At 64.8% G+C, this 22,167-nt stretch carries 19 protein-coding genes; 3 read left to right on the forward strand and 16 right to left on the reverse strand.

Annotated elements, in window-relative coordinates:
- Window positions 1-18 precede the first annotated feature (18 nt).
- From QP164_RS14380 to QP164_RS14405, 6 genes are all read right to left on the reverse strand, one after another.
- Window positions 19-5,625, reverse strand: coding sequence for a DUF3320 domain-containing protein (locus QP164_RS14380; protein WP_333923579.1), 5,607 nt, complete (start codon window positions 5,623-5,625; stop codon window positions 19-21).
- 367 nt (window positions 5,626-5,992) lie between these two features.
- On the reverse strand, window positions 5,993-6,142 hold the full coding sequence (locus QP164_RS14385; RefSeq protein ID WP_333923580.1) for a hypothetical protein: 150 nt from the start codon (window positions 6,140-6,142) through the stop codon (window positions 5,993-5,995).
- Between the two features lie 473 nt (window positions 6,143-6,615).
- A complete protein-coding gene (locus tag QP164_RS14390) occupies window positions 6,616-7,635 on the reverse strand; it encodes a hypothetical protein (protein WP_056399234.1) in 1,020 nt (339 codons plus the stop codon).
- A 146-nt stretch (window positions 7,636-7,781) separates the two neighbouring features.
- A complete protein-coding gene (locus QP164_RS14395) occupies window positions 7,782-8,702 on the reverse strand; it encodes a uracil-DNA glycosylase (protein WP_333923581.1) in 921 nt (306 codons plus the stop codon).
- A 209-nt stretch (window positions 8,703-8,911) separates the two neighbouring features.
- Window positions 8,912-9,652: a hypothetical protein gene (locus QP164_RS14400; protein ID WP_333923582.1), complete on the reverse strand. Its 741-nt coding sequence runs from the start codon at window positions 9,650-9,652 to the stop codon at window positions 8,912-8,914.
- On the reverse strand, window positions 9,649-10,869 hold the full coding sequence (locus tag QP164_RS14405; protein ID WP_333923583.1) for an AAA family ATPase: 1,221 nt from the start codon (window positions 10,867-10,869) through the stop codon (window positions 9,649-9,651). Before QP164_RS14405 ends, QP164_RS14400 begins: the two co-directional genes overlap by 4 nt.
- Before the next feature lie 105 nt (window positions 10,870-10,974).
- Here QP164_RS14405 and QP164_RS14410 point away from each other — a divergent pair, with 105 nt between their 5' ends.
- A complete protein-coding gene (locus QP164_RS14410) occupies window positions 10,975-11,508 on the forward strand; it encodes a hypothetical protein (RefSeq protein ID WP_333923584.1) in 534 nt (177 codons plus the stop codon).
- Window positions 11,509-11,637: 129 nt separating this feature from the next.
- On the opposite strand, the gene QP164_RS14415 is transcribed toward QP164_RS14410, so the two are convergent.
- The 5 genes from QP164_RS14415 to QP164_RS14435 form a co-directional block, all read right to left on the reverse strand.
- Complete coding sequence (locus QP164_RS14415) at window positions 11,638-12,336, reverse strand: hypothetical protein (protein WP_333923585.1); 699 nt, start codon at window positions 12,334-12,336, stop codon at window positions 11,638-11,640.
- A complete protein-coding gene (locus QP164_RS14420; protein ID WP_333923586.1) occupies window positions 12,333-13,136 on the reverse strand; it encodes a hypothetical protein in 804 nt (267 codons plus the stop codon). Before QP164_RS14420 ends, QP164_RS14415 begins: the two co-directional genes overlap by 4 nt.
- Entirely contained in the window at window positions 13,057-13,965 is a 909-nt protein-coding gene (locus QP164_RS14425; protein WP_333923587.1) for a hypothetical protein, read from the reverse strand. The genes QP164_RS14420 and QP164_RS14425 overlap by 80 nt, the downstream gene beginning before the upstream one ends.
- Window positions 13,966-14,008: 43 nt before the next feature.
- Window positions 14,009-14,887 (reverse strand): 3'-5' exonuclease, encoded by an 879-nt coding sequence (locus QP164_RS14430; RefSeq protein WP_056399254.1) that lies wholly within the window; start codon window positions 14,885-14,887, stop codon window positions 14,009-14,011.
- A 112-nt stretch (window positions 14,888-14,999) separates the two neighbouring features.
- Window positions 15,000-15,797, reverse strand: coding sequence for a hypothetical protein (locus QP164_RS14435; RefSeq protein ID WP_056399257.1), 798 nt, complete (start codon window positions 15,795-15,797; stop codon window positions 15,000-15,002).
- Window positions 15,798-15,985: 188 nt separating this feature from the next.
- On the opposite strand from QP164_RS14435, the gene QP164_RS14440 reads away from it, so the two are divergent.
- Together QP164_RS14440 and QP164_RS14445 are read left to right on the forward strand one after the other, a co-directional pair.
- Window positions 15,986-16,300, forward strand: a complete 315-nt coding sequence (locus tag QP164_RS14440; protein ID WP_156347383.1) for an ArsR/SmtB family transcription factor — start codon at window positions 15,986-15,988, stop codon at window positions 16,298-16,300.
- Window positions 16,301-16,309: 9 nt separating this feature from the next.
- Window positions 16,310-18,985 (forward strand): UvrD-helicase domain-containing protein, encoded by a 2,676-nt coding sequence (locus tag QP164_RS14445; RefSeq protein WP_333923588.1) that lies wholly within the window; start codon window positions 16,310-16,312, stop codon window positions 18,983-18,985.
- 168 nt (window positions 18,986-19,153) lie between these two features.
- Here QP164_RS14445 and QP164_RS14450 read toward each other — a convergent pair whose 3' ends face one another.
- The 5 genes from QP164_RS14450 to QP164_RS14470 form a co-directional block, all read right to left on the reverse strand.
- Window positions 19,154-19,687: a hypothetical protein gene (locus tag QP164_RS14450; protein WP_333923589.1), complete on the reverse strand. Its 534-nt coding sequence runs from the start codon at window positions 19,685-19,687 to the stop codon at window positions 19,154-19,156.
- Window positions 19,688-19,781: 94 nt separating this feature from the next.
- Window positions 19,782-20,396 carry a hypothetical protein gene (locus tag QP164_RS14455; protein ID WP_333923590.1) on the reverse strand — a complete coding sequence of 205 codons (615 nt, stop codon included), beginning with the start codon at window positions 20,394-20,396 and terminating at the stop codon, window positions 19,782-19,784.
- Window positions 20,347-20,967 (reverse strand): hypothetical protein, encoded by a 621-nt coding sequence (locus tag QP164_RS14460; protein ID WP_333923591.1) that lies wholly within the window; start codon window positions 20,965-20,967, stop codon window positions 20,347-20,349. The genes QP164_RS14455 and QP164_RS14460 overlap by 50 nt, the downstream gene beginning before the upstream one ends.
- Window positions 20,968-21,148: 181 nt before the next feature.
- Window positions 21,149-21,694, reverse strand: a complete 546-nt coding sequence (locus QP164_RS14465) for a helix-turn-helix transcriptional regulator (protein ID WP_333923592.1) — start codon at window positions 21,692-21,694, stop codon at window positions 21,149-21,151.
- Window positions 21,667-22,140 carry a hypothetical protein gene (locus QP164_RS14470; RefSeq protein WP_333923593.1) on the reverse strand — a complete coding sequence of 158 codons (474 nt, stop codon included), beginning with the start codon at window positions 22,138-22,140 and terminating at the stop codon, window positions 21,667-21,669. The genes QP164_RS14465 and QP164_RS14470 overlap by 28 nt, the downstream gene beginning before the upstream one ends.
- Window positions 22,141-22,167 lie beyond the last annotated feature (27 nt).

The following is a 22,167-nucleotide window of genomic DNA, read 5'->3' on the forward strand; positions in this document are numbered from 1 at the left end:
GACGGCAGGGTCGCTTCCTCACTCGCCGGACGCCGCAGACCCGAGCACGAGCATGCCGCTTTGCCGGGCAAGTCGCTCGCCCTTGATCGCTGCGGCGATCACGTCCGCCAGCAGGTCGCGCAGCTGGCTGCTGGTCGACTTGAAACCGACGGCACGGGCGGCGGCTTGCATGACCTGGTCGTCGGTCGCGCCGTAGTTGATCCGCACCACGTCGAGGATCGCGATTTCGAGTTCAGCCGGCGGCAGCGTGTCAGACTTTCGCAGCGAGGCTGAGCGAACCGTGCTGCGGTCTCGCACCTTTGGCGTCCGGCTCGGCAGGTCAAGAAAATCGTCTTTGTCGGTGATGCGGCCTTCGCGGACCGACACCGCGATCGCCGCTTCGACTGCCTCCTGAATACGGGGGCCGGCTCGCTTCAGTCCCCATGCGTCGCGAATACGATTGATGACTTCGCAAGCGTGGACGGGGCCCTCGATCCGCACGACCTCTTCCGCGAGCATTGACAACGCGCCACGCGGCGTCTCGTGAAGCTCGCCGAACAGATGCGAGGGTCGGGTGAGTTCGGCTTCTTCGTATAGGGTGTTCGAGGGCTGCACGTCGGGCGCCGCCAAGCCGACCTCGGTAAAGCCTTCGCGTTCTAGCGTCGTGATCTCGACGTTCACGGCACGCGTGGCCTTTCCGCCGGCGGCCTGGGAATCATGCTCGGCCTTGGCCGCCTCGATCCGTGCGATGACGAGGTCGATCTGTTCCTTGGGCCGCTGGAACCAGTCGGTGCTCCAGATGCGGTGGATCGTCCAGCCGTGGCTCTCGAGGACCGACTGACGAAGCCGATCGCGATCGCGGGCCGAGCGGGCGTCGTGATATGATGCGCCATCGCACTCGATGCCGATGAGATAGCGGCCGGGTCGGTCCGCATCGGACACCGCGAGATCGATGAAGAAGCCCGCGAGGCCAACCTGCCGGTGGACCTGATAGTCCTTGGCTTGCAGCGCCTTGGCGACCTGTTCCTCGAACACGCTGTCGTGATCGCGGCCGGTGCTCTCCGCCATGGTCATCTTGCCGGTGCGCGCGAAGTGGAGGAACAGCTTGAAGGCGAGTACGCCCTTGCGGGTCCCGGCGAAATCCGGGTCGATGTCCTCGTCCGACATCGAGGCGAACACCTCGCAGCGCTGCTTGGCGCGACTGATGAGGACGTTCAGCCGCCGTTCGCCGCCGTCCATGCCGAGCGGCCCGAACCTCATCGGCACGCGGCCGCCGGGGACGGTCGGTCCGTAGCCGACCGAGATGAAGATCACGTCGCGCTCGTCGCCCTGCACGTTTTCGAGGTTCTTGACGAAGAACGGCTCGGAATGGTGCATCTGGAAGAATGTCTCGACCTCCGCCGGAAGGCCGCGGCGGAGGATTTCGAGCTGATCCATGATCGCGCGGCGCTGAGCCGCTGAGAAGGCCGCAACGCCAAGCGAGAGTTCGGGATGATCGCGGGCGTGCGCGACGATCGCCTGCGCGACGACCTTCGCCTCGACCATGTTGGTCCGCGTCGCGCCGGCATCGAACACGCCTTGCGGAATGCGGTGGAAGCGCAGGCCCATGCCGGCTTCGGCTGTGTAGGGGCTGGGGACGATAAACAGCTTGTTCTCGTAGAACTGGCGGTTGCTGACCGCGATCAGCGACTGGTGCTTGCTACGGTAATGCCAGCGCAGCATCCGCATCGGCAGGCCGCGCGCGGTGAACAGGCCTAGGATGCTTTCGATGTCGGTGACGCGGGTGCCTGCATCGTCGTCATCGTCTGCGCCGCCGCCGGTCATCTTAGAGAAGAAGGCGGTGGGCGGCAGCTGCTTGGGATCGCCGACAACGACGACCTGCTTCGCGCGGGCGACCGCACCGAGCGCGTCGACCGGCTGGATCTGGCTCGCTTCGTCCATGACCAGCAGATCGAAGTCGAACAGGCCGGGCGCCAGGAACTGCGCCACGGACAAGGGGCTCATCATGAAGACCGGCTTCAACGCCTGCACCGCGGGCGCGGCCTTCTCCATGAGCTTGCGGATCGGCATGTGACCGCGCTTGCGGGCTATTTCCGCGCGCAGCACGCCGAGCGGACCGACCGCGCCGCCGTCCCGTGCGGGGACCGCCTGATGATGCGCCTTCACGACCTCGAAGCTCGCGGTCGCGATCCGCTGTCGATCCATGTCGGCGAACTCGCGCGCCAGCCGGCCATGCAACGTGCCGTCGAACGTGCCGAGGTCGGGATCAGCCTTGATCTGGTCGGCGTAGACCGCCTCGTAATAGGCCATCTCGAAGGCCGGCACGGCGCCGTCCGTTCCAAGGCGCCCGTCGGCGAGCCGCTTGACGACATCATCGCAGCCGAGCTTGGCGGTCCGCTCCGCGCGGTCACGATATGCCGTCCACTGGGTCAGGCGCTCGCCTGACTCGTGCCAGCGTTCCAGATGCGCGCGCAGATCGGCGAGTGGCGTAGCGGCGAACGTCTCGCGGCCGAGTGCGATGCCGAGATCGAGGCGAAGCTGTTCACTGATCGCGGTGAGGTCTTCGAGGAGGGCCTTGGCATTCGCTTCGACCAGAGTCGCATCCGCAGCAGGCTCCGCGCGATCGTCGATCCTGCTGCTGAGAAGGCGTATGTCGCTATTGGCCTGGATCCAGTCGGCGGTGGTGCGCAAAGCGCTCCAGTCTGACATGACCCCGCGCCATGCCGTTCCGAACGCCGCGGTGCCGACCTCTGCCAGTTCGACGATCGCCGCATCCTTGCGCTGAAGTTCGGCGAGGTCGTCGAGCAGTTGGCGGCGATCGTCGAGATCGGCGGGCGGGGAAACGAGCACGGCAGCACTGGAGGTATGGGCCGCATGCAGGCGTGTTACGACGGTCAGCAAGGCTTCGAGATCGGCACGGTCTGCCGCCAGTGCATCGCCGAACGCCAGCGACTGCGCGTCGCCCAGGCCGGACCACATGGTTGAGAGCGAAGGGACCAACTGCTCGATTAACGCCGTCGTTCGCGAAGCGCGCGTGCTGATCTCGCTGCGGTCGGGCCGGCGCGCGGCGATGATGCGGGGTTCGGCACCGAGCCCGCGGAGCGAGCGCATCCACTCGACCACGCTTAACAGCGGCGCCGACCTCGAGCGCTCGCCGCGCCATTCCGCCCCGAAGGCGGAGCGGGCAAAATCATTCTCCTGCTCGATCGTCCGCTTCGCGGCCTGTCCTTTCGCGAGCGCGTCGAGCAACGACAGAGTCTCGTCGAGCGGCGTCGTCGGCGACGTCAGTACCGATCGGACGAGCCGGTTCGTGCGCCGCCACTCTCCGCTGAATATCTTCATGAGGCCGCTACCGTGCGAAGCGAGCGTGACCCGCGCACCGGTCAGGTCCAGATCCCAGGCTGCATCGGTCAGCTTTCCGGTCGTCGCCGCGACCGCATCCTCATACGTGGAAACCGCATCGACGACATCGGCGGCGCGTTCGACGCCCGAGTTCCAGACGTCGGAGGCAAAGGCATCCGCGTCGGCATCGGGTGCATTGGCGACGCGCTCACCGATCGCGGCAAGCGTCCGGGCGTCGTCGACCGAATGGGGCGCATCACGGCCGATCGTCCGTGCCAGCGCGCCCGCCTCGGCCTGCAACCGGGGTAGCACTGTCGCCAGCGCACCGACCTCTTCAAAATCCGCGAGCGCGAACGTCGACGGCAGCGCGCGTAGGGCGGCGATCGCTTCCGACAGGTCGGTCGTCCAGCCGCGCTCGGTTACCGACGACGCAAGAAAGCCGCGGAGATAGGCGTTGCGCTGACCGGTCACGAGCAGCCGATCGATCTCGTCGAAGCGATGCTTCCAAACCGTGTCCGCGAGTGCAGCACCTTCGATCGCGGGCGCCTGGGCAACCCGGTTCGCCAGCACGACGAGGACACTGACATCGTCGAGCGATGACATCGGCGGCAGTTCCAGACGGGCCGCAAGCCTGCCCTGCGCACCGTCGAGTGCGACGAGCTTCTCGATCACCACCGAAAGCCGTTCCTCCAGCCGCTCGACCTCCGTCGACAGGATTGAGGACAAGCCGACCCCGCGCCACGCGTGCTCGCCTGGACGACCGATCAGGGTGATCCGTTCGGCAAGCTCCCCGATCACGTTGTGACGCTCGGCGAAACCATCGATGGACCAGGTTTCCGGCTCGACCAGCGTCAGATCGCCGGGCTTCTCACCGTCCAGCCGTAGCCGGCTCAATTGGCCGATGACCTGATACGGGGTCAGCCCGGATGCCGGATGCGGCGCGTGCATCCGCTGGACGTGACCGTTCAGACTGTCGCGCGCGATCGTCAGCCGGGCATGCAGGCTCCCGGCGTCCTGATGCTTCGGCGCGCCGAGTTCCCACGTCCGTCGCAACTCTTCGAGAACCGCGCGCTTATTGGCCTTGTTGCTGTGGAGTTCGAGACACGCGTCGCCGACGCCGGTCGCGTCGAGCCTGCGCTTGACCACTTCGAGCGCGGCCATCTTCTCCGCGACGAACAGCACGGTCTTGCCGTCGGCGATCGCAGACGCGATGATGTTGGCGATCGTCTGGCTCTTGCCCGTTCCCGGCGGCCCCTGGATGACCATGTCTCGACCGCGGCGTACCTCGTGCACCGCCAACGCTTGCGAGCTGTCGGCGTCGACGATGTGGAGCATCTCGGATGGCGGGATGAACGGATCGATATTGGCATCTTCGGGGATCATGCCCGCGCTGCCTTCGAATCCATCCGACAACAGCCCACGGACGAGCGCACGCTCGGTGATCTTGCCGCCGTTCGGCCAGGTCTGCGGATCGAGATCGCGGTACATCAGGAACTTGGCGAACGAGAAGAAGCCGAGCACGACGACGTCGGGCTGAACCTCCCAGCCGGGCTTCGACGACACGGCCTCGGCGACGTCCTTGAAATAGGCGACCGGATCGAAATCCTCACCGCCCTCGAACGTCGGCAGCCGGATGCCGTGCGCGCGGTCGAGGAAAGCCTCCAGCGACAGGTTGGACGCGTGATCCTCCTGCCGCATCCTCAGCTTGAATTTCTCGCCCGCATTGCCGCGCTCGAGTTGCACGGGCACGAGCACCAGCGGCGCGAACCGGATGTTCGCGGCGTTATTCGGATCGATCCACTTGAGCGCACCCAGCGTGAGATAGAGGATGTTGACACCCTGCTCCTCCTCCAGCGTGCGGGCATCGAAGTAGAGCTCGAGCAGGCGCTTTTGCAGGCCCTTGGGCGTCAGGCGGGTCTGGAGACGGGTGTCGACGTGACGCGAGTAGACACCGCGTTCGTCGGCGACGTCATCTTCGGGTTGCGCGAGATCGGCGATCTCGTCCGACTCTTCCGGCGGCACGTCTTCGCCGGTTTGCTCACCGGCGGGTGCCGCCTTGCCCGCGAGGAACGAGAAAGGGCGCGCCTCACCGACGAGCATGCGGAAAATCTCGCTGCTGATCTCGTCGACGACTTCGACCGCTTTCGCGCCTTTCGCCGCGCGCGGCATGTTGAGCAGACGGTTCCTCGCCGAGAGATCGAGCAGCTCGGTCCGCGCGCGATCCAGCTTTTCATCTATGGGAAGGTCGCTCTGGAATACCGAAACGGTCGGCTCGTCCTGCTCGATACTCGGTACTGTAGCCAATCTCCGCCCCCACTTCGCGATACTTGCGACAATAAGGCGCGAAAAGGGTCACCAAGTCTACCACAACCTGTTCAGCCGCGGATGGCTTCAGGGCCATTCTAACGCCGGCGATAGGCAGCACCCGGATTAGGCCTTTTCAAATTTTTCTAGGACGTCGATCGCTCGAGATCCGCAATCGCCATGTCAAAAAGACTGTGTGTGAGTTGCATACCATGCGGGGTGTCGGACAGTAGGTTACGGCCCGCGAGCGAATCGTGGGTCGAGGCGTCGAAACCTCATGGTCCAAACGGCCCGGTCGAGTGTTCGATCGGGGTGATAGTACGAGAGCAAAGGACCTTTGGGTCGAAACCTCCACTTTCAACGGTTGTCATGAATTTCGAGCTCCCGTCTTTGGAAGCCGCATCGTTCCTTGCAATGGGGTGCCGAGACCGACTTCGGCACGCACCTCGAAGGCGCGCGTGGAGTTCTGAACGCCAAGTTTGAGCGGAACATCCAGCGCGATGCGGAAAAGGCTCATGCACTTTCCCAAGCCGGGTGGCGAGTTTTGACGATTTGGGAGCGTGAAACTCGTACGCGCGAAACACTTTTAGCGCAGCTCAGCCGGGAGTTTCTCGACTGACACCATCCGCCATGCCCGATGCAGACTATGCCGCTAGCACGGTTTAAGGTGAGCCATTTCCCTAGCCAAAGCGTCCCAAGCAGGACCCGAACGACTGCCCATCCGAACGGCTTAAAACCGTCGAACCCGAGCTTCCCTTGTAAAAGGGCTATAAAGATAGTGACACTGCTACTTAAGGACTTCGCAAGTGACACGAGCGTTTATAGCGACTTAGCCGGAAAATTGCTACTTATGAAAAGCGGTTAGCGGAAAAAGTGCTACTTGGCACCTTCGCTGCCCCGACCCGACTGCGCCACAGGGCGACGCCACCGTGGCCATTACGGGCAGATCGGCGATGATCGGTCTGCTCTACGTCGTATGGTCGGATCTCATCAGTCCAGTCCACACAGACCCAGGAAGGCATCGTCGAACTCCACCTTGGCATACGCATCTGGGGACTGGCGTCGGTAGGTGTGGAGGAGAACGCCACATTCATCGATCGCGCGAACGAGCGCCGGCTGAGGCAGGCCCGGGAGCAGCAGGACGAGTCGATGGTCCCCAAGCCTCGGCAGAAGCCTTGGATAGAGCTGAAGCTGGCCCATCCCACCGTAGACATCCGCGGCCGAATTACCCGTCTTGATCTCGACTAGGAGGGCACCGGCGGGCGCGGCAATGACCGCGTCTACTTCGTAGCCTGCAGCGTGCCTCGGCTTGTCGATCAGGATGCCAGCCGAACGAAGGAGAAGGGCGAGCTGCTGCCACACCTCGCCCTGCAGCCGCCGCACCTCCTTTGCATCGACCGCGATCCTTGGCCCGACGGTGTAGCCTTCAGCCTGCTCGTCACGCCCAAGTCCCTCCACAGGCGCGGTGTCCGGCAGATCGCCATCGACCTCGGCGTCGCGCAGTCGCGCCAAGGCGCAGCGATCGACGAAGCGGCCGGTCGCATCCCTGATGTCCTCCGCATCGACGTCCAGCCGCGTGACAATGTGCCACTCCCGCTTCTTCCCGCTGGTATCGCCGTTCAGGACGGGGGTCGGTTCAAGGTTTGTGAGACGACGAAAGTCAACCTCCAGGATGTGCGGATTACCCGCGATGGGCGAATTGAGCCGCCCCTGCCTTATCAAGAAGGGCGCTCCCTGCTCGTTGACGGCGATTCCCGTGGTCACGTTAGCGTTGCCTGGTGTGTCGGCCTCGTTGATCTGCACGGCCCAGTAACCGCCCGTCGGGTCGGTCCCAAGCGCCGTCCGCTCGCCCAAACTTTCGCTACGGTTGTCAGCTTGGTTGCGGAAGACGATGCGTTGCTCGGGCAGGCGCCATAGTAGGCCGTCCCTTACGCCAGTCTCTATGAGCGCTCGACGCCATGTCTCGAATCCATGACCGACGACCTTCGGGTCCGAACTCATCGTCAACATCGAACCGCTCCTCCGCATGATCGAAGTGGATCGTGCCCGACGACCTACTCGGTCAGCAAGGGTCTCCTCAGAACGGAGCGCTTCGAAGACCTATCCGTCAGCCCCTGGACCCGCCCGGGGTCGTCTCCTCCCAGCTCTCGAAAGCGCTAGGAGGATCGCCGCCGCCTCGTCGACGCTCGTTGCCCGGACGAGGCGTCACGGCGCCCGCGGGCCGGACGTGGGCCAGCCGGCGGCAAGGACCAGTCGATCTCGGGAAGGCGTTCATCCCTCAGGAAAGCGTTGGCTGCGCTGAACGGCTTGCTTCCGTTGAACGGAACGTCCGTCGAGCCTTCGACCAACTTCCGGCTGGCGCAGGGGTGGTCCGAGAGTAGCACCTTGTGGTCGGTGCCGTCGAAGACCGACTTGAACTCGCCAGCCTTGCCTCCCCATAGAAGGATCACGGTCTTGCGTTCCCGCCGCGCCATGACGCCAAGCACGGCCCGAGTGAACCTCGGCCAGTCGAGGTCGCCATGCGCCCACGTGTAGCCGACGAGGTTGGTCAGCGCCGCGTTGAGAAGTAACACGCCCGACTTCGCCCACGGCTTCAGGTTTCCACTTTTCCTCCCGTTCCACCCAAGGTCTCGCCGAGCCTCGGCCAGGATCTTGGAGAGAGCGCTCGGCAGCTTGGCGTCGCGACGCACGCTGAAGGCCAAGCCATCGGCGTCACCGGGGTTAGGATACGGGTCCTGCCCGACTATGACGGCACTCACCTTATCCACCGATACGAGGTTCAGCGCCCTGAAGATGTCGGACCGGCAAGGCGCCACCCTCGCGTCGCCACTCTCCGCAGACAGTTCAGCCGCCTCCAGGGCGTTGGCTATCTCTGCCATGTATGGCTGATCGAATTCAGCCCTCAGGGCGTCACGCCACGACGGCTCCACTAGCAAAGAGAACAGCTGGTCCGTGGAAGATGGCGTAGTCACGGCGCCGAGGTGCGCGGACGCAGGCGTACGATCAAGCCCTCCATTCCATGGAGGGCCAAACATGGACCGGTATGCCATCAACGACGACATTGAACATGTCTTCATGCCTGGCCGATTCACGGGAGTTCCCGGGACGACGTAGCTGGACTAGCAGACGATAAGCATCTCGCTCCGGGGCGCTGATTTCAGGCTCGATATCAGCTGCCCCGTAGCGATCGTCGCCATGATGCTCGGAAGCCGCCTCGGTGACGCCGTTTCCGACTCCACCGGAGCGCAGAACTTCGCTTTACATAGCAGCGATGCCGACGCTCCGATTAGGCGGTGACCGGCATTGGCGCCAGACACGCTTCCAGCAGTTGCCGAAGATCAGGCGCTACTTCGTGACCAGGCACGATGCGATAGGAGTTCAGCAGCTTGTCGTCGTGACCATCGGCCTTCACGACGACCTTCAAGGCCGCCAAGAGCTTCTTACCCTTGACGGTTTCCGGCCGGGCGCCGCCGGCCGCATCCCACAGCGCGTCCGAACTCGGTGAACCGCCGTTGGGGAAGAGTTCCCAGTTGACCACCTTCCGCTTGGCGAAGAACGTGTCCTTTGCCTGCCCGACCTTGGCGGCCGCTGCGACACGCCAGCCTTCGGCGACAGCCTCATCTACACCATAGATGGCCACGAGGTGGGCGGCAGCGCAGAAGTAGGCCTCGACGTCGCATCCGGCCGTAACCCATGCAAACGCGCCGTCCGTCTTGAAGCGTTCGGCCCACGTAGTTGCCTCGTCCGGCGACATGAAGTCGCCGTCCCGGTGAATGATCGCCTTGATCTTGAGCTGTCCGTCCACGAGCAAGCCGTTCAGCAGCTTGTCCTTCGGCAGGTTCTCGATGCCGAAGCAGCGGCACACCGCGAGCTGCCGGGACAGTTCGGGCCATTGACGCAGGATCGCACGAAGCGCCGTGTCGTCCTCATCCTCGACGAAGAACAACGCGGACTTGTCGAGGCCTCCCCAACCTAGGAGGCGACGGATCGCCTCGCCGTCGTCCGTCTCGATCCGGCCGTCGTTCATCCATACCAGCTTGACCGCCGGCTTGCGCTCCGCGCGATGTGGGGGCTGTGCGTGGTCAAAATGATCTGGGTGTCCGTATCCGCCGCCGCGAGCTCAAGCGCCTCAATGAGCCTCTCCTGCTTGTCGGGATGCAGATGGGCATCAGGCTCGTCGATGAGCATGATCTTCGGCTCGAAGAGAATCAGATACGCGAAGATCTGGATGACCTGCAGCAGGCCGGTGGCCGCGGTCTCCAGCGGCCGGTTCTGATTGCCGAGGCCCGGAGACGTGTACGTGGCCGAGATGTGATAGTCTTCGCGCTCGTCGAACGACACGTCGACCTGAATGCCGGGATGCACGGTGCCGATGTAGGCGTTCAGCTGATCGAGCCGCGCCACGCCACCGTTTCCGTCGGTCTCGGTAACGCGTCGGCTGCGCAGGCTGAGCAGGATGTTCCTCAGCACGCCGCCGGCGTCGCCGCTAGCCGCCTGCCTGCGGAGGGACGGCTGCGCCAGGATGCTCTCGCGTTCGGACAGTCCGGCCAGGCCGGGTATGTAGGCGGTTATGAACTGGACGCGTTGCTTGTATGGCGTCACCGCCGCGCCGCCCTCCATGTAGGCGGTGATGCCGCCACGGTTGCGAGCCGCCCGGATCCTGACCGTCGCCTGCGAACGCTCCTCGCCGATCGGAACGTGACCGAAGATCACCTCCACCGGGGTCGAAGTCTTGTCCGTCTTGAGTTCGCTTTTGTGGGCGGTGCGCAGTGGCTCGCTACTCGGCAGGTAGTCGAGCCGCTCGAACGAGATCATCTCCGTGGTGTTCCGGTGGGCGATGTAGCTCGCCGAGCGTGCGGCCCAGTGAACCGCCTGCAGAACGGAGGATTTGCCCGAGCCGTTCGGGCCGACAAGGATTGTCACCTGCCCGAGCGGTATGACGGCGTCCTGCGTCGCCTTGAAGTTCCGGACGGTGATCGACTCCAGCCGGGTCCAACGTCTCGCCCGGGTGGAGCGGGTGTCGGTCACTCCGGTTGCCGGCTGCCCATCACCCATAGCTGCATCATAGGCGGGCTCAGGTATGTCGCTGACGAAGGCCACCGTGCTTGTGAGATCGCCTGCATCTTTGAGAATCTGAATCTCATCCCCGGTTGAGATAGCCGTGGCCGCGGCCTGATCGACAACCGGCTCGACCTCGTTGATTTCGAGTTCAGACGCCGACACGGTTTGCTCGTCATCGTTCAAGTCAGTGCCCCCTCTCGCCGAGGTTGTAGGATCGGAAGTCAACACCGCCAATAGGATATCCGTAGAAGCTCGGACCGCCGGCCTTCCGAAGAAGAGATCTGCGACATGGATCCGCTCGGACAGCAACCCCCGCAACTCCGTTTGAAGCCCGCCGCCCGTCCGGGTCCGCGAGCCAGCGGCCTTAATGGACTGATCGAGGCCGCCAACGTATTCGCTCAGGGTCAGGCAGCCGATCCGCTGAACTTCGTATATATCAGCTCAGGTGGACTGGGCGGCCGTATGACCCGCTCAACCGCGACCAAGTGGATCGTCCCGGGATTCACCTACTTGGGCATGAGATTCGTCAACGGGCAGACCCTTTTTCACCCCGGACCGAACGGCGAGACTGCCGGTGTCACCTTCATCGCGCCTCGGGACGGCGACTATCGGTTCGTCGGGAAGTTCCAGATCACAGCAAGGTGCGGCAATGGGATCATTGCGGAAGCAAATGGGATACGCGCGCCGCTTGTCGACGGGGATCTGCCGTTCTCGTTCACGAAGCGACTGTCGAGAGGCGAGACGGCATCGTTCGTCGTCGATCCCAATAGGGATGCGGGTTGTGACGAAACATCGATCGAACTCACCGTGGATCGACAATGATGCTCGGCAACGAGCCGAGCCGCCCACCTGCAGCAAATCAAAGGTATCCTGCACTTGGCCGGCTAGTTTCCGCACGGTCATTGGCCGGACCGATCGTGCCGAACCACCGTGCCCCCTCCGGGTCGCTGGTCAGGGTCGCCACGGCATCTCGATGTCGACCCGGCCGACGTCGAATGAAAGCCGCGTCGAACCCGCGACCTGCGCCGCCCGCTCGATCACGAAACCACCCGCGCGCAGAAGCGGATGATCCACGACCTCGACGAGCGGACGCCCGACGCATGCGACCGTGACGGTGGCGGGCAACGATCCCGCCAGCTTCAGATGCGCAGCACCCGCATGGGTCGACAGTTCGTAGCCATCGCTGCGCAGGACGATCTCGAGGGAGTCACCCAGGATGGACGCTTCGATCCACTCTCCCGGTGCTCCTTCCGAGATGATCGCGTCACCGACCAGCGGCGTCAGGGGATAGGTAGACGTGCCGGGGTTGGCGAACGACGGGGACGGGGCGACCCGGCGAAACAATGGCGGGGACTGCGGACGGCGCCGCACCTTGCGCACCATCGTGCTCCCCGGCCACCGGTGGCCGGGCCGGATCCGCTGCAGCGCGGACCCGACGTCAGACCCGGCCATGGCCAGCACGTCAGGCACGATCGCCGACATGGAGTGGACCGTAGCGACCAGGTAGGAGCGGAAGCTCGCAAGGCGCATAGTCTCGACCAAACGGTCGAGCATCAGACCCTCCTTGCGCGCCCGGGCTCCGGCCGCGTCGCGGGCGAGCGTCCGCTCGTCGGCGATGGTCAGTTCGGCCATGCTCATATCGGCGATCATGCTTCACCTCCCGGCGCATGCGACGCCACGATCAGGCCGAGGAGGTGCTGCGTGAGCACGTCCGATCCCCTGCGGTGGGCGAGTTCACCCCAGTCGTCCCAACGGTGCACGCGCGTCGCCAACCAGCCGAAGAAGTCGTCGCGGACCTCGGCATCCGTGAACGACGTCGACCACGAGACGCGAAGGGTCGGCATTCGCACGCCGGCGCCGGCCGCCATGCCGGTCAGCGTGACGAGATGCGTTCGCCCGACCTGTTCGCGTGCGAAGAGATGGCGGCGGCGACCGATGGCCTGCTCGAAGGAGCGAAGCGCGCGGTCGCGATCCTCGTGAGCCGAGCCTCGGCCTCGCGCCACAACCGCGTCGACGACTTCCGGCAGGGGCAGATCCTCCCATTCCGGCTCGCGCGTCGCCTGCAGCATCAGCATGACCGATCGACCCTCGGTGCTGAGCGGTGCCTCCAGGCAACTGACCGGACGCCCAAATCTGTCAGCGGTCTCCAGCAGGCCGATGCTGGAAAGCCAGCACATGTAGAATCGCCACATGGCCATATCGCCGTCGAACAGGTCATGCCTGCGCTCGATGGTTCCGGTCCACGGGTCGTCGATCGAGGTCAGTACGCGCAACAGCAGCTCGTGCTGCTCCGGGGCGAAATGGATGTCGGGGAAGTCCATCCGCCCGTTCCAGAACGCATCGCGGACGCTGCGGAAGGTGCGTCCCTGCTCATCCTCCAGCTTGGAGCCGTTTGCGCGCAGCCACCAGCCCCACGGCAGGTCCACGCCGGCACGGTTGCGATCCACCATGGTCAGCCCCCTTCCGCGGATCGAGGCCGATAGCCGGAAGCGGCGGACCCTCGCGCGGCTGGACCGGCTTCCCGTCGGCGATGGCGCGCAACTGGGCGGCGAGGTTCGTGACCTCCCGCACCACGTAGGCGTCGTCCCGATAGACCGCCGCGGTCTCGGCCGCCAGGAACGACCGGGGGCGACCATCGGGGATCGGGACCTGGTCGTAGAGGTGGTTGCAGTCGAAGCCGAACCACCAGACGTGCCCGCCGCTCTCGACGCGATACTCGCTTCCGTGCCTCAGCGGCTCCCACATCTTCGGCGTCACCGGCACGTGGCAGATGCGGCGGGACTCCATGACGAGGCCGCGCTGCGGCGACGGACCGTCCTCGTCGCAGATGCGCGAATAGGTCAGTCCGCCGTGCACCTCGATGCCGAGGTCCGGCGCGACGGCGTCCTGGTCCCATCCCCAAAGCGGATGCCCTTCGGGAACGCCGACGTAGCCGCTGAGGTACGCCTCCTTCCTGTCGCGAAGCATGATGCACTCGTACCCGCTGGCCGGATCCCGCCAGGCGACCTTATCGGCCTCGCCAAGCCACGGGCCGGTCCCGCGCGGTTTGGCGCCATCGACGAAATAGATCTCGGCTGCCGGGATCGTCATGTCGCTGGTCGCGTATGGGCGGTCGGTCACGAGGGTGACGCCGTGCTCGCGGGCGACGCTGCCGCCGTCGCCCGGCAATTTCGCCAAGGCTCGGGGCGACTCCAGGATGGGCGCCAGTGACGTGCCGGTTATCGGTGTCAGCGCCGAACTGTTGGACTTGGGTGACGCGCTCTTCTTCTTGCCGGGCATGATGTTCTCCTTCGATTTTGGTCCGGGGTGCGATCCTGCTCGCTCAGGCGAACCGTGTTCTCGGGGTGATGCGGACGAGTTCGGGACAGAGCGCCTTGGCGTTGGCCTCGACCGCGTAGACGTTGGCGGCGAGCCAGAACTGTTCGCCGACGAGGTCGTCGTCATCGACCTCCTTCGCCCACATCTTGATGTCGGCGAACCAGCGATAGCCACGGGCGCGCAACTGATCCTTGACGTCGAACGCGGCCCCGCGGGCACGGACCAGCCAGCTGGACCTGCCACCGCGCTCGATCATCTCAGCGAGCGCGGTGCGCCCTTCGGCGTCGCGTCCGCGCAGCATCTGGATCAGCGCGTCGACGTCCGAACTGGCGCGGTGGCCACAGTGGTAGAAGCCCGACTGCAGTAGCAGATACCCCAAGACGCGGCCGTCGAACCCGCGTGCGCGCCAGTCGACCTGGCGCATCGAGCAGCACCAGCTAAGGCCGCGCGCGTCCGGCAGGCGGTTCTCGATCCAGCGGCGGTCGAAGACCGAATTGTGCGCCACGACGAAGCTGGCCGACCTCAGCAGCCGGGTGGCGTCGTCGGTGTCGATCTCGCGACCCGCCACGTCGGCGTCGGTAAGCCCGGTGAGCGCGGTGATGTCGGGATGGAGCGGATCACCCGGATCCTCCCGCCATTCGAACGCCTCGTCGATGTCCGTGATGACGCCGTCAGCGTCGTACCGAAACCGGCGGATCGCCAGCTCGATGATCTTGCCCGTGGCCGGGTCGAGCCCGGTGGTCTCAACGTCCAGCGCGACGCCGACGTGACGACCGCGACCGACGCCGTCACCGGTCGGACCCTCGTGCAGGCGGAGCGGATGGAGGACGCGCGCGTCCCCGTTGCCGGCCGCGGGGCGGCCGACCTCGACTTGCAGATTCATGTCAGTCTCCCCGTGCTGAACAGCGCTGGGGTTGGATGGACGGTGCGATCTCGGTCAGCGATCGCCGGGCGATCTTGGCCGAAGTTGCACTCACACCGTCATCGCCAACCCGTCAGGCCTGGATCACCTGCTGGATGTCGACGGCGAAGGTGCGCGCCGCCGAGGACGCGCAGTCCTCGCCCATCTGCACGATCATCGCCGCCACGGGGCTCGGCACCAGAGCGATCACGAGCGGTGCCGAAGGATGGATGCCGAGGCGGATGTCCGCCGCATCGGCGAGGTCCGGGCCGAAGCGCCCGGCCAGACGCGCGCGCACCTCCGCCGCGCTCCGCGCCACCGAGGCGTGGAACGCCTGCAGCATCCGATTCTCGCGCGTCTCCGCGATGGTCGCGGTGAACAGGCGCAGGCGTGTCGAGCGGGCGACGGCGTCGCGGTCGCTCTGGCTCGATCCCCCGGCACCGGCACCGCCCCCGTAAAGGTAGTCGAACTCGCTCTCGTCGAAGTCGTCGTCCTCGCCGTCGCTCGCGAGCAGCGCGTCGACCGCGGATCGCTCGACATCCAGACCGAGCCCGAGACCGTGGACGAGGATGCCGCGCATGCAGGCGTCGCGGTCGCGACAGGCGTCGATGGCGGCGGCACCGTCGAACACGCGACGCGGCGAGAACATCCAGCTCATCGGATCGTGCCCGACCGCCTCGCGCTGGAACCGGCTCGCGGTCTCGGTCGCCACGAGGGCGACGCGGCCGATGGCGCGTCGCGTGGTCACGACCACCTCGTCGTCGTCGGCGTCGTCATCGAGCGGATCGGGGAACAGCGCTCCGATGCGTCCGATCGGTTTCTTTTCGAGGGCGGCGATACCTACTTCGGGTCCATGGCCGGCGTCGATGCGCTCGGCGGCAATCGCGTTCATATGTCACTCCATCGTCGCCGATGTCCGTCGGGCCGGCGGAGGCGAAAGGCGCCGGCGCCACCGAATATGGAACCGAAACAAAATAATACAACGCTTCGCGAATTATTGTAGCGTTAGCGCCGTGCTAACGATATGAGGGAGTGCTTTGCATGGGGGCGGCGCCCGCATAGAACCGTGGAGTGGAAAAGATGCATGCCCTTCAAGTCATGTCGGCGCTGTCGCAGGCGAGCCGGTTCGCGGCGTTCAGCGCGCTCGTCGATGCGCTGCCCCAGGGAATGGCGTCGAGCGACATCGCCACCGCCATCGGGACGACGCCGAACACGATGAGCGCCCACCTAGCCATCCTCGAACGAGCGGGCCTCGTCTCGTCGGAGAAGATCGGTCGAAGCGTGATCTACCGTGCCGAGACCGGTCCGGCCGAGGGGCTCAGCGAATTCCTGGACCACGCGTGTCGACGCGGCAGGACTGCGCGCGGGGACCATCCTGTGACCAAGCCGCGGTAGGCGATAGAAATGCTGGGGCGTGCCCAGACCTACCGTCCGGGCATCTGGGCCCGCATGTTCGGCGGCGGCGCCTGGAAACTGGCTCTCGATAGCCGACATGACGCTCGCATGATGCTTGGTGGTGACGAGATCGCGTGCCTAGACATCACCGCCATCGACACTTCGAAGGCGCTGCTTTGGCATACCGTTGAAATCAGGACGTCGTCACGGATTGAGGCGCTGACCGGTCTGACAGGCAATGCCGCTCGACGTCTTCGGGACGACCTGCTCGCATTCGTGAATGGTCACCTTGGCAGTCTGATCGATGACGACAAGGAGCAATTGCGCGAGGTCGACAGGATCGTTGGCGGCATGGTCGACGCCCATCGGCAGTATTTAGCGCAGTCCGACATCGGCCGCGCCATCGCCGCCGTGCCGGGAAACGCCGCGCGGGCCTTGTCCCATCCCCTGTTTGATGCTGCGCTGATCCCCGCCACGGTACGGCGCCATCTGCCGAATGCGATCGGCCTGCTCACCGATCCCGATGCGCGCACGAAGTACAACGAAGCGTTCGTCACCCATGAGCTAAACGCCTTCCGGCCTTTCTTCGATGGTCTCGGCGAATTCCCTCTTTCGGACGAGCAACGCGAGGCGTGCATTCGGCTTGAGGATAGCAATCTCCTCGTCGCGTCAGCCGGTTCAGGAAAATCGGCCACGATGGTGGGCAAGGTCGCCTACGTGCTGGAAAAGCAGTTGCACGAACCAGGCGAGATACTCGTCATGGCATTCGGCAAGCCGGCGGCCGAGGAACTCAAGGTGCGGATCGCCAAGCAACTTGGACTGGAGTCGGGCGATCTGAAATGCCGGGTCACCACCTTTCACGCGCTCGGGCTGAGCATCATAAAGGAAGTCGAAGGACGGCCCCCGCAGATGGTGAACTGGGTCGAGAGCGCGACTGGCGAGGCGCGCTTCGTCGATGGCATCATCAAGGATCTAGTCGAGAACGATGAGGAGTTCCGCAGGCTTTGGGTCGAGATCCTCCTATTGTACCCGAAAGCGCACATACCGCCGGCGGAATTCAAGACGCCCGAGGAATACCGCGACTACATGGCGGACAACAACGGCAAGCGCCCAAAGGCGATCGCGACCCTTTCGGGCGATTACGTGCAATCGCTGGAGGAAATGCGCATCGCCAACTGGCTATGGATGCACACCGTCGATTTCCAGTATGAGCGCCAGACCCAGACCATGGACGAGGATGGAAGCCCACGCTGGCTGAAACCGGATTTCTACTACCCGGCGACGGGCACCCTCCACGAGCACTTCGCCATCAACGCCAACGGTACGTCGCCGTTCGAGAACTACGTCGAGCATGCGAACCTGAAGCGCGCCGGATACGCCAGGATCGGTGCCGATCTCTTCGAAACCACTTCGGCGCAGGCAAGTGACGGCTCCCTGCTGGACCGGTTGCGCGACGAACTCGTCGATCGGGGGATCCAGTTGGCCGAAAGGTCGGCCGACGATACGCTGAGGGCGGCGGCCCCGCTCGTGCTGGCCCACTACCGTAAGATCATCGGTGTCTGCATCAAGCACATCCGCGCAAGCGACCTCACCCTGGACATGCTGCTGGAGAAGGCGAAGTCGCTGCACGACCGCAACCGCGCCGAGCGCTTCGCCAGGGTCATTACGAAGATCACGGACGCCTACACGCGCAGGCTGGATCAGCAGCGTCGCATCGACTTCGACTCAATGATCGGAGATGCCGTCAAAATGGTCGAGACCGGTCGCTACCGCAGCCCGTTCTCGCTCATTCTCGTCGACGAGTTCCAGGACATATCGGATCCCCGCGCCAAGCTGATCAAGGCGCTGAAGCATCAGAAACCGTTCACGAAGCTGTTCGCCGTCGGCGACGACTGGCAGTCGATCTACCGCTTCACCGGCTCCGACCTCACGATCTTCACCCAGTTCGAGACGAACTTCGGGGCGTCGTGGCAGGGGCGGCTCGAGCGCACGTACCGCTGCAACCAGATGCTGGCCGACGCGGCCGCGTCCTTCATCCAGCGGAACCCGGCGCAGCTGAAGAAGACGGTGCGGTCCTCGCGTCAGGCGATTCCGCGCTCGATCCGTGCGATCCCGGTCAAGGCGGGTAAGAACAAGTCAGCATTCGCCGATGCCTGCCATAGGGTTCTCGACCGCCTGGACACCTTCCTGTCGGGGAACGCCGAACAGTGGCGGCGCCACGATGGGGAGAAGCTGAAGGTGCTAGTGCTGTGGCGCTACAACCTGCTCAACCCGTTTCACGGTAATTCTCCAGAGTTCGCTAACATCGTCGTGACCGGCAAATCTTTCCACAGTTCGAAGGGCCTGGAAGCGGACTACACGATCCTGCTCGACGTTAGCGAGGGCGACTACGGGGTACCAAGCCGCATCGAGGACGACGAGCTGCTGAACCTCGTGATCCCACGCCCGGAGACGTTCGAGTACGCGGAAGAGCGACGACTGTTCTACGTCGCGCTGACCCGGGCCAGCCGCGGCACGTTCCTGCTCTACGATCGCGATCAGCCGTCCCGCTACATCGCGGAACTATGCGATCTCGCAGGTGACGACGTCCGGTTCGAGAGCGTCGATGGAACAAGGCTGTGGCAATGCCCGGTCTGCATAACAGGCGAACTGGCGGACCGGATAGACGAAGGGGTGCGACCGTGATCGGCTGCAGCGCGCACCCACCATGCCACTACGACCGACCAGGCACACCGGCCAGGCTGGGATAGTCGCGATAGCGCTCCAAACCGTGTGGTTCGAAATGCCACCGATCGACATTGCGCTAGTTCCGGCAGGACATCATGCTCCCGGACACTCCGAATGCAGCGCCAATCAGGGCCGGCAAACAACGAACCCGACGGCACCAATCTCGGCACACGACGAGAAGAAACCTGCAAGAAGCCAGTACAGCTGCACGAAGTGCGGCCTCGGCGCTCCGCCCGCTCTTACCGCCGCGAACGCGGCCTCCACATCCATCCGGCTGAGAGACGATGTCACGATGAGCACTCGCCGCTGGACGTCCGGTGCCCCAGTCGCGTCGGCGATCTTGGCGGCCACCTCGTCGCGCGTGCTGCCGCGAATCCGCTTCCGGATGTCCGTGACGACGCCGCCGTTCGCATATGCCGCGTCCCAACCGTCATGCTTCGACGTCATCCTGTCGCCCGCCATGCCCAGCCGTCCGAGGTTCTTGATCCCTTGCCCGACGGCATCGTGGAAGGCGGATGCGCTCAGGGACGGCGCGCCATGCTTGGCGTGGTAGAAGCTGATCGTCACCGGGGTGGTCGCGGTCGCCACCCCGATGAAGTCCGCCCACTCGTCGCCCAGGTCGTCGCAGACGAGGACGTCCTCCCGCGCGATCGTATCCACGACGGTCCGGAACACCGACCCCGGCGAGAATTGCGTCTGTCCGACCGCAAATCCTCCTTCTCGCTGGTCGTCGCGGCGAGTGCGGGCTCGGCGATCAAGTGGCGCATAAACGTGGTACCTCCACCGACGATGTCCTCGTCCCGGAACAACGATCCCTGGACGTAGGCCAGCGCGTGATCGCTGAAGAGTACCACGAACATGTCCTCGGCATCGATGTGGCGGACGATGGGGACCCGCTTCGGATCCTGGCCGACGCCGAACGACGCATCCTCCACGAAGACACCTGCCAGAAGCGGACGCTCCAGCCCCTGAGCGCGATCCTCGCCTTGTTGAACCTCAAGGCGCCCGCAACCACGCCAGCCTCATCGAGCAAGTCGTGATGACCTGGCGATGCCGCCGGCCGCACTTCAAAACTGCCAGCGAGGTCTGCGATGATCGCGTCCACATCGGCCCTGCCCAGTTCGTGCCATAGACCTCCGTTCTCACGTACGAGGCGGATGCGCTCGTCGCCCTCCCATATCGCATCGGCCAGAGCCATGGTGTCCACCGCGAAGTAGGTCGGCAGCACACCCGTCGCGATGCCGTCGAGGTCCGCGGGGCGCGCGAACCGGGTGATGAAGGCCGATGCGTCGGCGCCGTCCGCTAGGAGGTCGACGATGTCACGAACCCAGGCGATCGCGCCGACGAGATCCGCCTTCTCGGCACGCATCGCGATCCGGCCGGTACTGGGTGTCGCGGTGTAGCTCCCCATCGCGCCGCACACGGTAGTTCTGCGGGATGAATCGGCCGGTGCTGGCCGAGGCTATCGCGTTCTCGAGGTCTTGCGACTCGAGCGTCTTCGATCGCAACGCCAGCCTCGACGTCGTCATATTGCGGAGACTCAGGCGCTCGAATACCGCATCGTGCCGCGCGATGGCCGTCTCGACGCGCCGACGCCCGATGGGAGCGAGGTATGCCTTCCGGAACGCCGCCGTCGCATCGAGCCCCGACCTGAGGATCGCCACGGTGGTGCCGATCTCGACCATGAGAAGGAACCCGTGCACCCGGTCGACCTTGCCGCTGCCCTCATCCAGGAATGGCACCGGGCGGTCGTGGGCGAAGCAGAGCGCCGAATAGCGAGCGTCACCGTCCAGGTTCCGCTCAATGCGAAACACCGGCCGCGCAGCGTTTACGGCATCCGCAAGCAACTCATCGAACATCGCACGAACCGCCTTCTTGGTGATCCGCTTCACACGGCGGGAGAAGTAGGCGCCACGCGCCGAACGGAGCTGGTCGATCATGACCTATAGTCTGTCTGTGCCATCGAGGAATGGAACGGAAATTATGGCCAACGGTCAGACGCGAAGATCGTGGATCTGCGGCGTCACTGACCTTCGGCCCGGCGGACGGGTCGGCACTGCGATCAACGCCGATGAGCTGATGTCCTTTATATCTCGGCGCATCGAGTACAGCGGTGAACGGTCATGGTAGCGCTGGGAACCGCCGCCGGTGTCCCTCCACCATCTCCCGCAAGGCCAAAGGGGCGATCACCTCGACCGCATCACCCCATGCGTATAGGTGCCATGTCATCTCCAGATGACCCGATGCCATGAACCGCACTATCAGCGAGCCATCGGCCATCTCCTCAGTCGTCTGCGTCGGATGGAAGACGAACCGCCTGGCATGCGCGGCCGCGTCGGATGTGAACCGCCAGACCACCTCGCCGAACTCGTCCGCGCTCTCGTAGGAGCCGAAGCCCTTCTCGGCGTGGCGCTTCAGGCTGAACCCGGGATCGATCTCGCACATGCCATCGAGCAGGTCCGCACGCTGGATCTCCTCCACCCGGTAGTGCCGCAGGTTAGCCTGCGGACCCTTGGCGGTGTCGCGGGCGACGAGGTAGCGGCGCACCCCGAGAAGGAGACCGTGCGGCGCGACCACCCTCTCGTGCGGTTCGTCCTCGTCCCGTCGCCGATACATGATCCGTAGCAGGTTCGGCCCCTTCAGCGCCTCGTAGATCGCCTCGACCACCCCTTCATCCGCGGCGGGCCGCGGACCGGGACGCGCCGCATGGCCGAGCGCTTCGAGAACCGCCTCCGTATCGACGTCCAGCCGCGTCCCCTGCTCCGGGGGATCAACGCGCGGACCTTGCGTTCGAGACCGCGCGCATGCGCCGCCTCCTTCCTGAGCCCGGCCATATCGAGCTGGGCGATCGCCTCCGCGAGGGCGACAAGTTCGTCGGCCGACGGCGTCAGCAGCGGCGCGATGGCGCGCGCCGGGATAAGCCATCGTGCGCGACGATCCTCATCGACGCGGCGCTCGGTTTGCGGGAACGCGGCCTGCAAGGCGTCCGTCATCCGCTGAGCGGTTCGTTCCGAGCAGGCGAACTCCTCCTCGATCTCCATCAGCGACACACCCCGCCGCCGCGTCGCCATCATAGCCAGACGCAGCAGATCCTGACCCTTCGCGAACGACATGGCGACTCCACGACAGCTTCTGTCACC

Source organism: Sphingomonas sp. LR59 (assembly GCF_036855945.1).
GTDB lineage: Bacteria > Pseudomonadota > Alphaproteobacteria > Sphingomonadales > Sphingomonadaceae > Sphingomonas.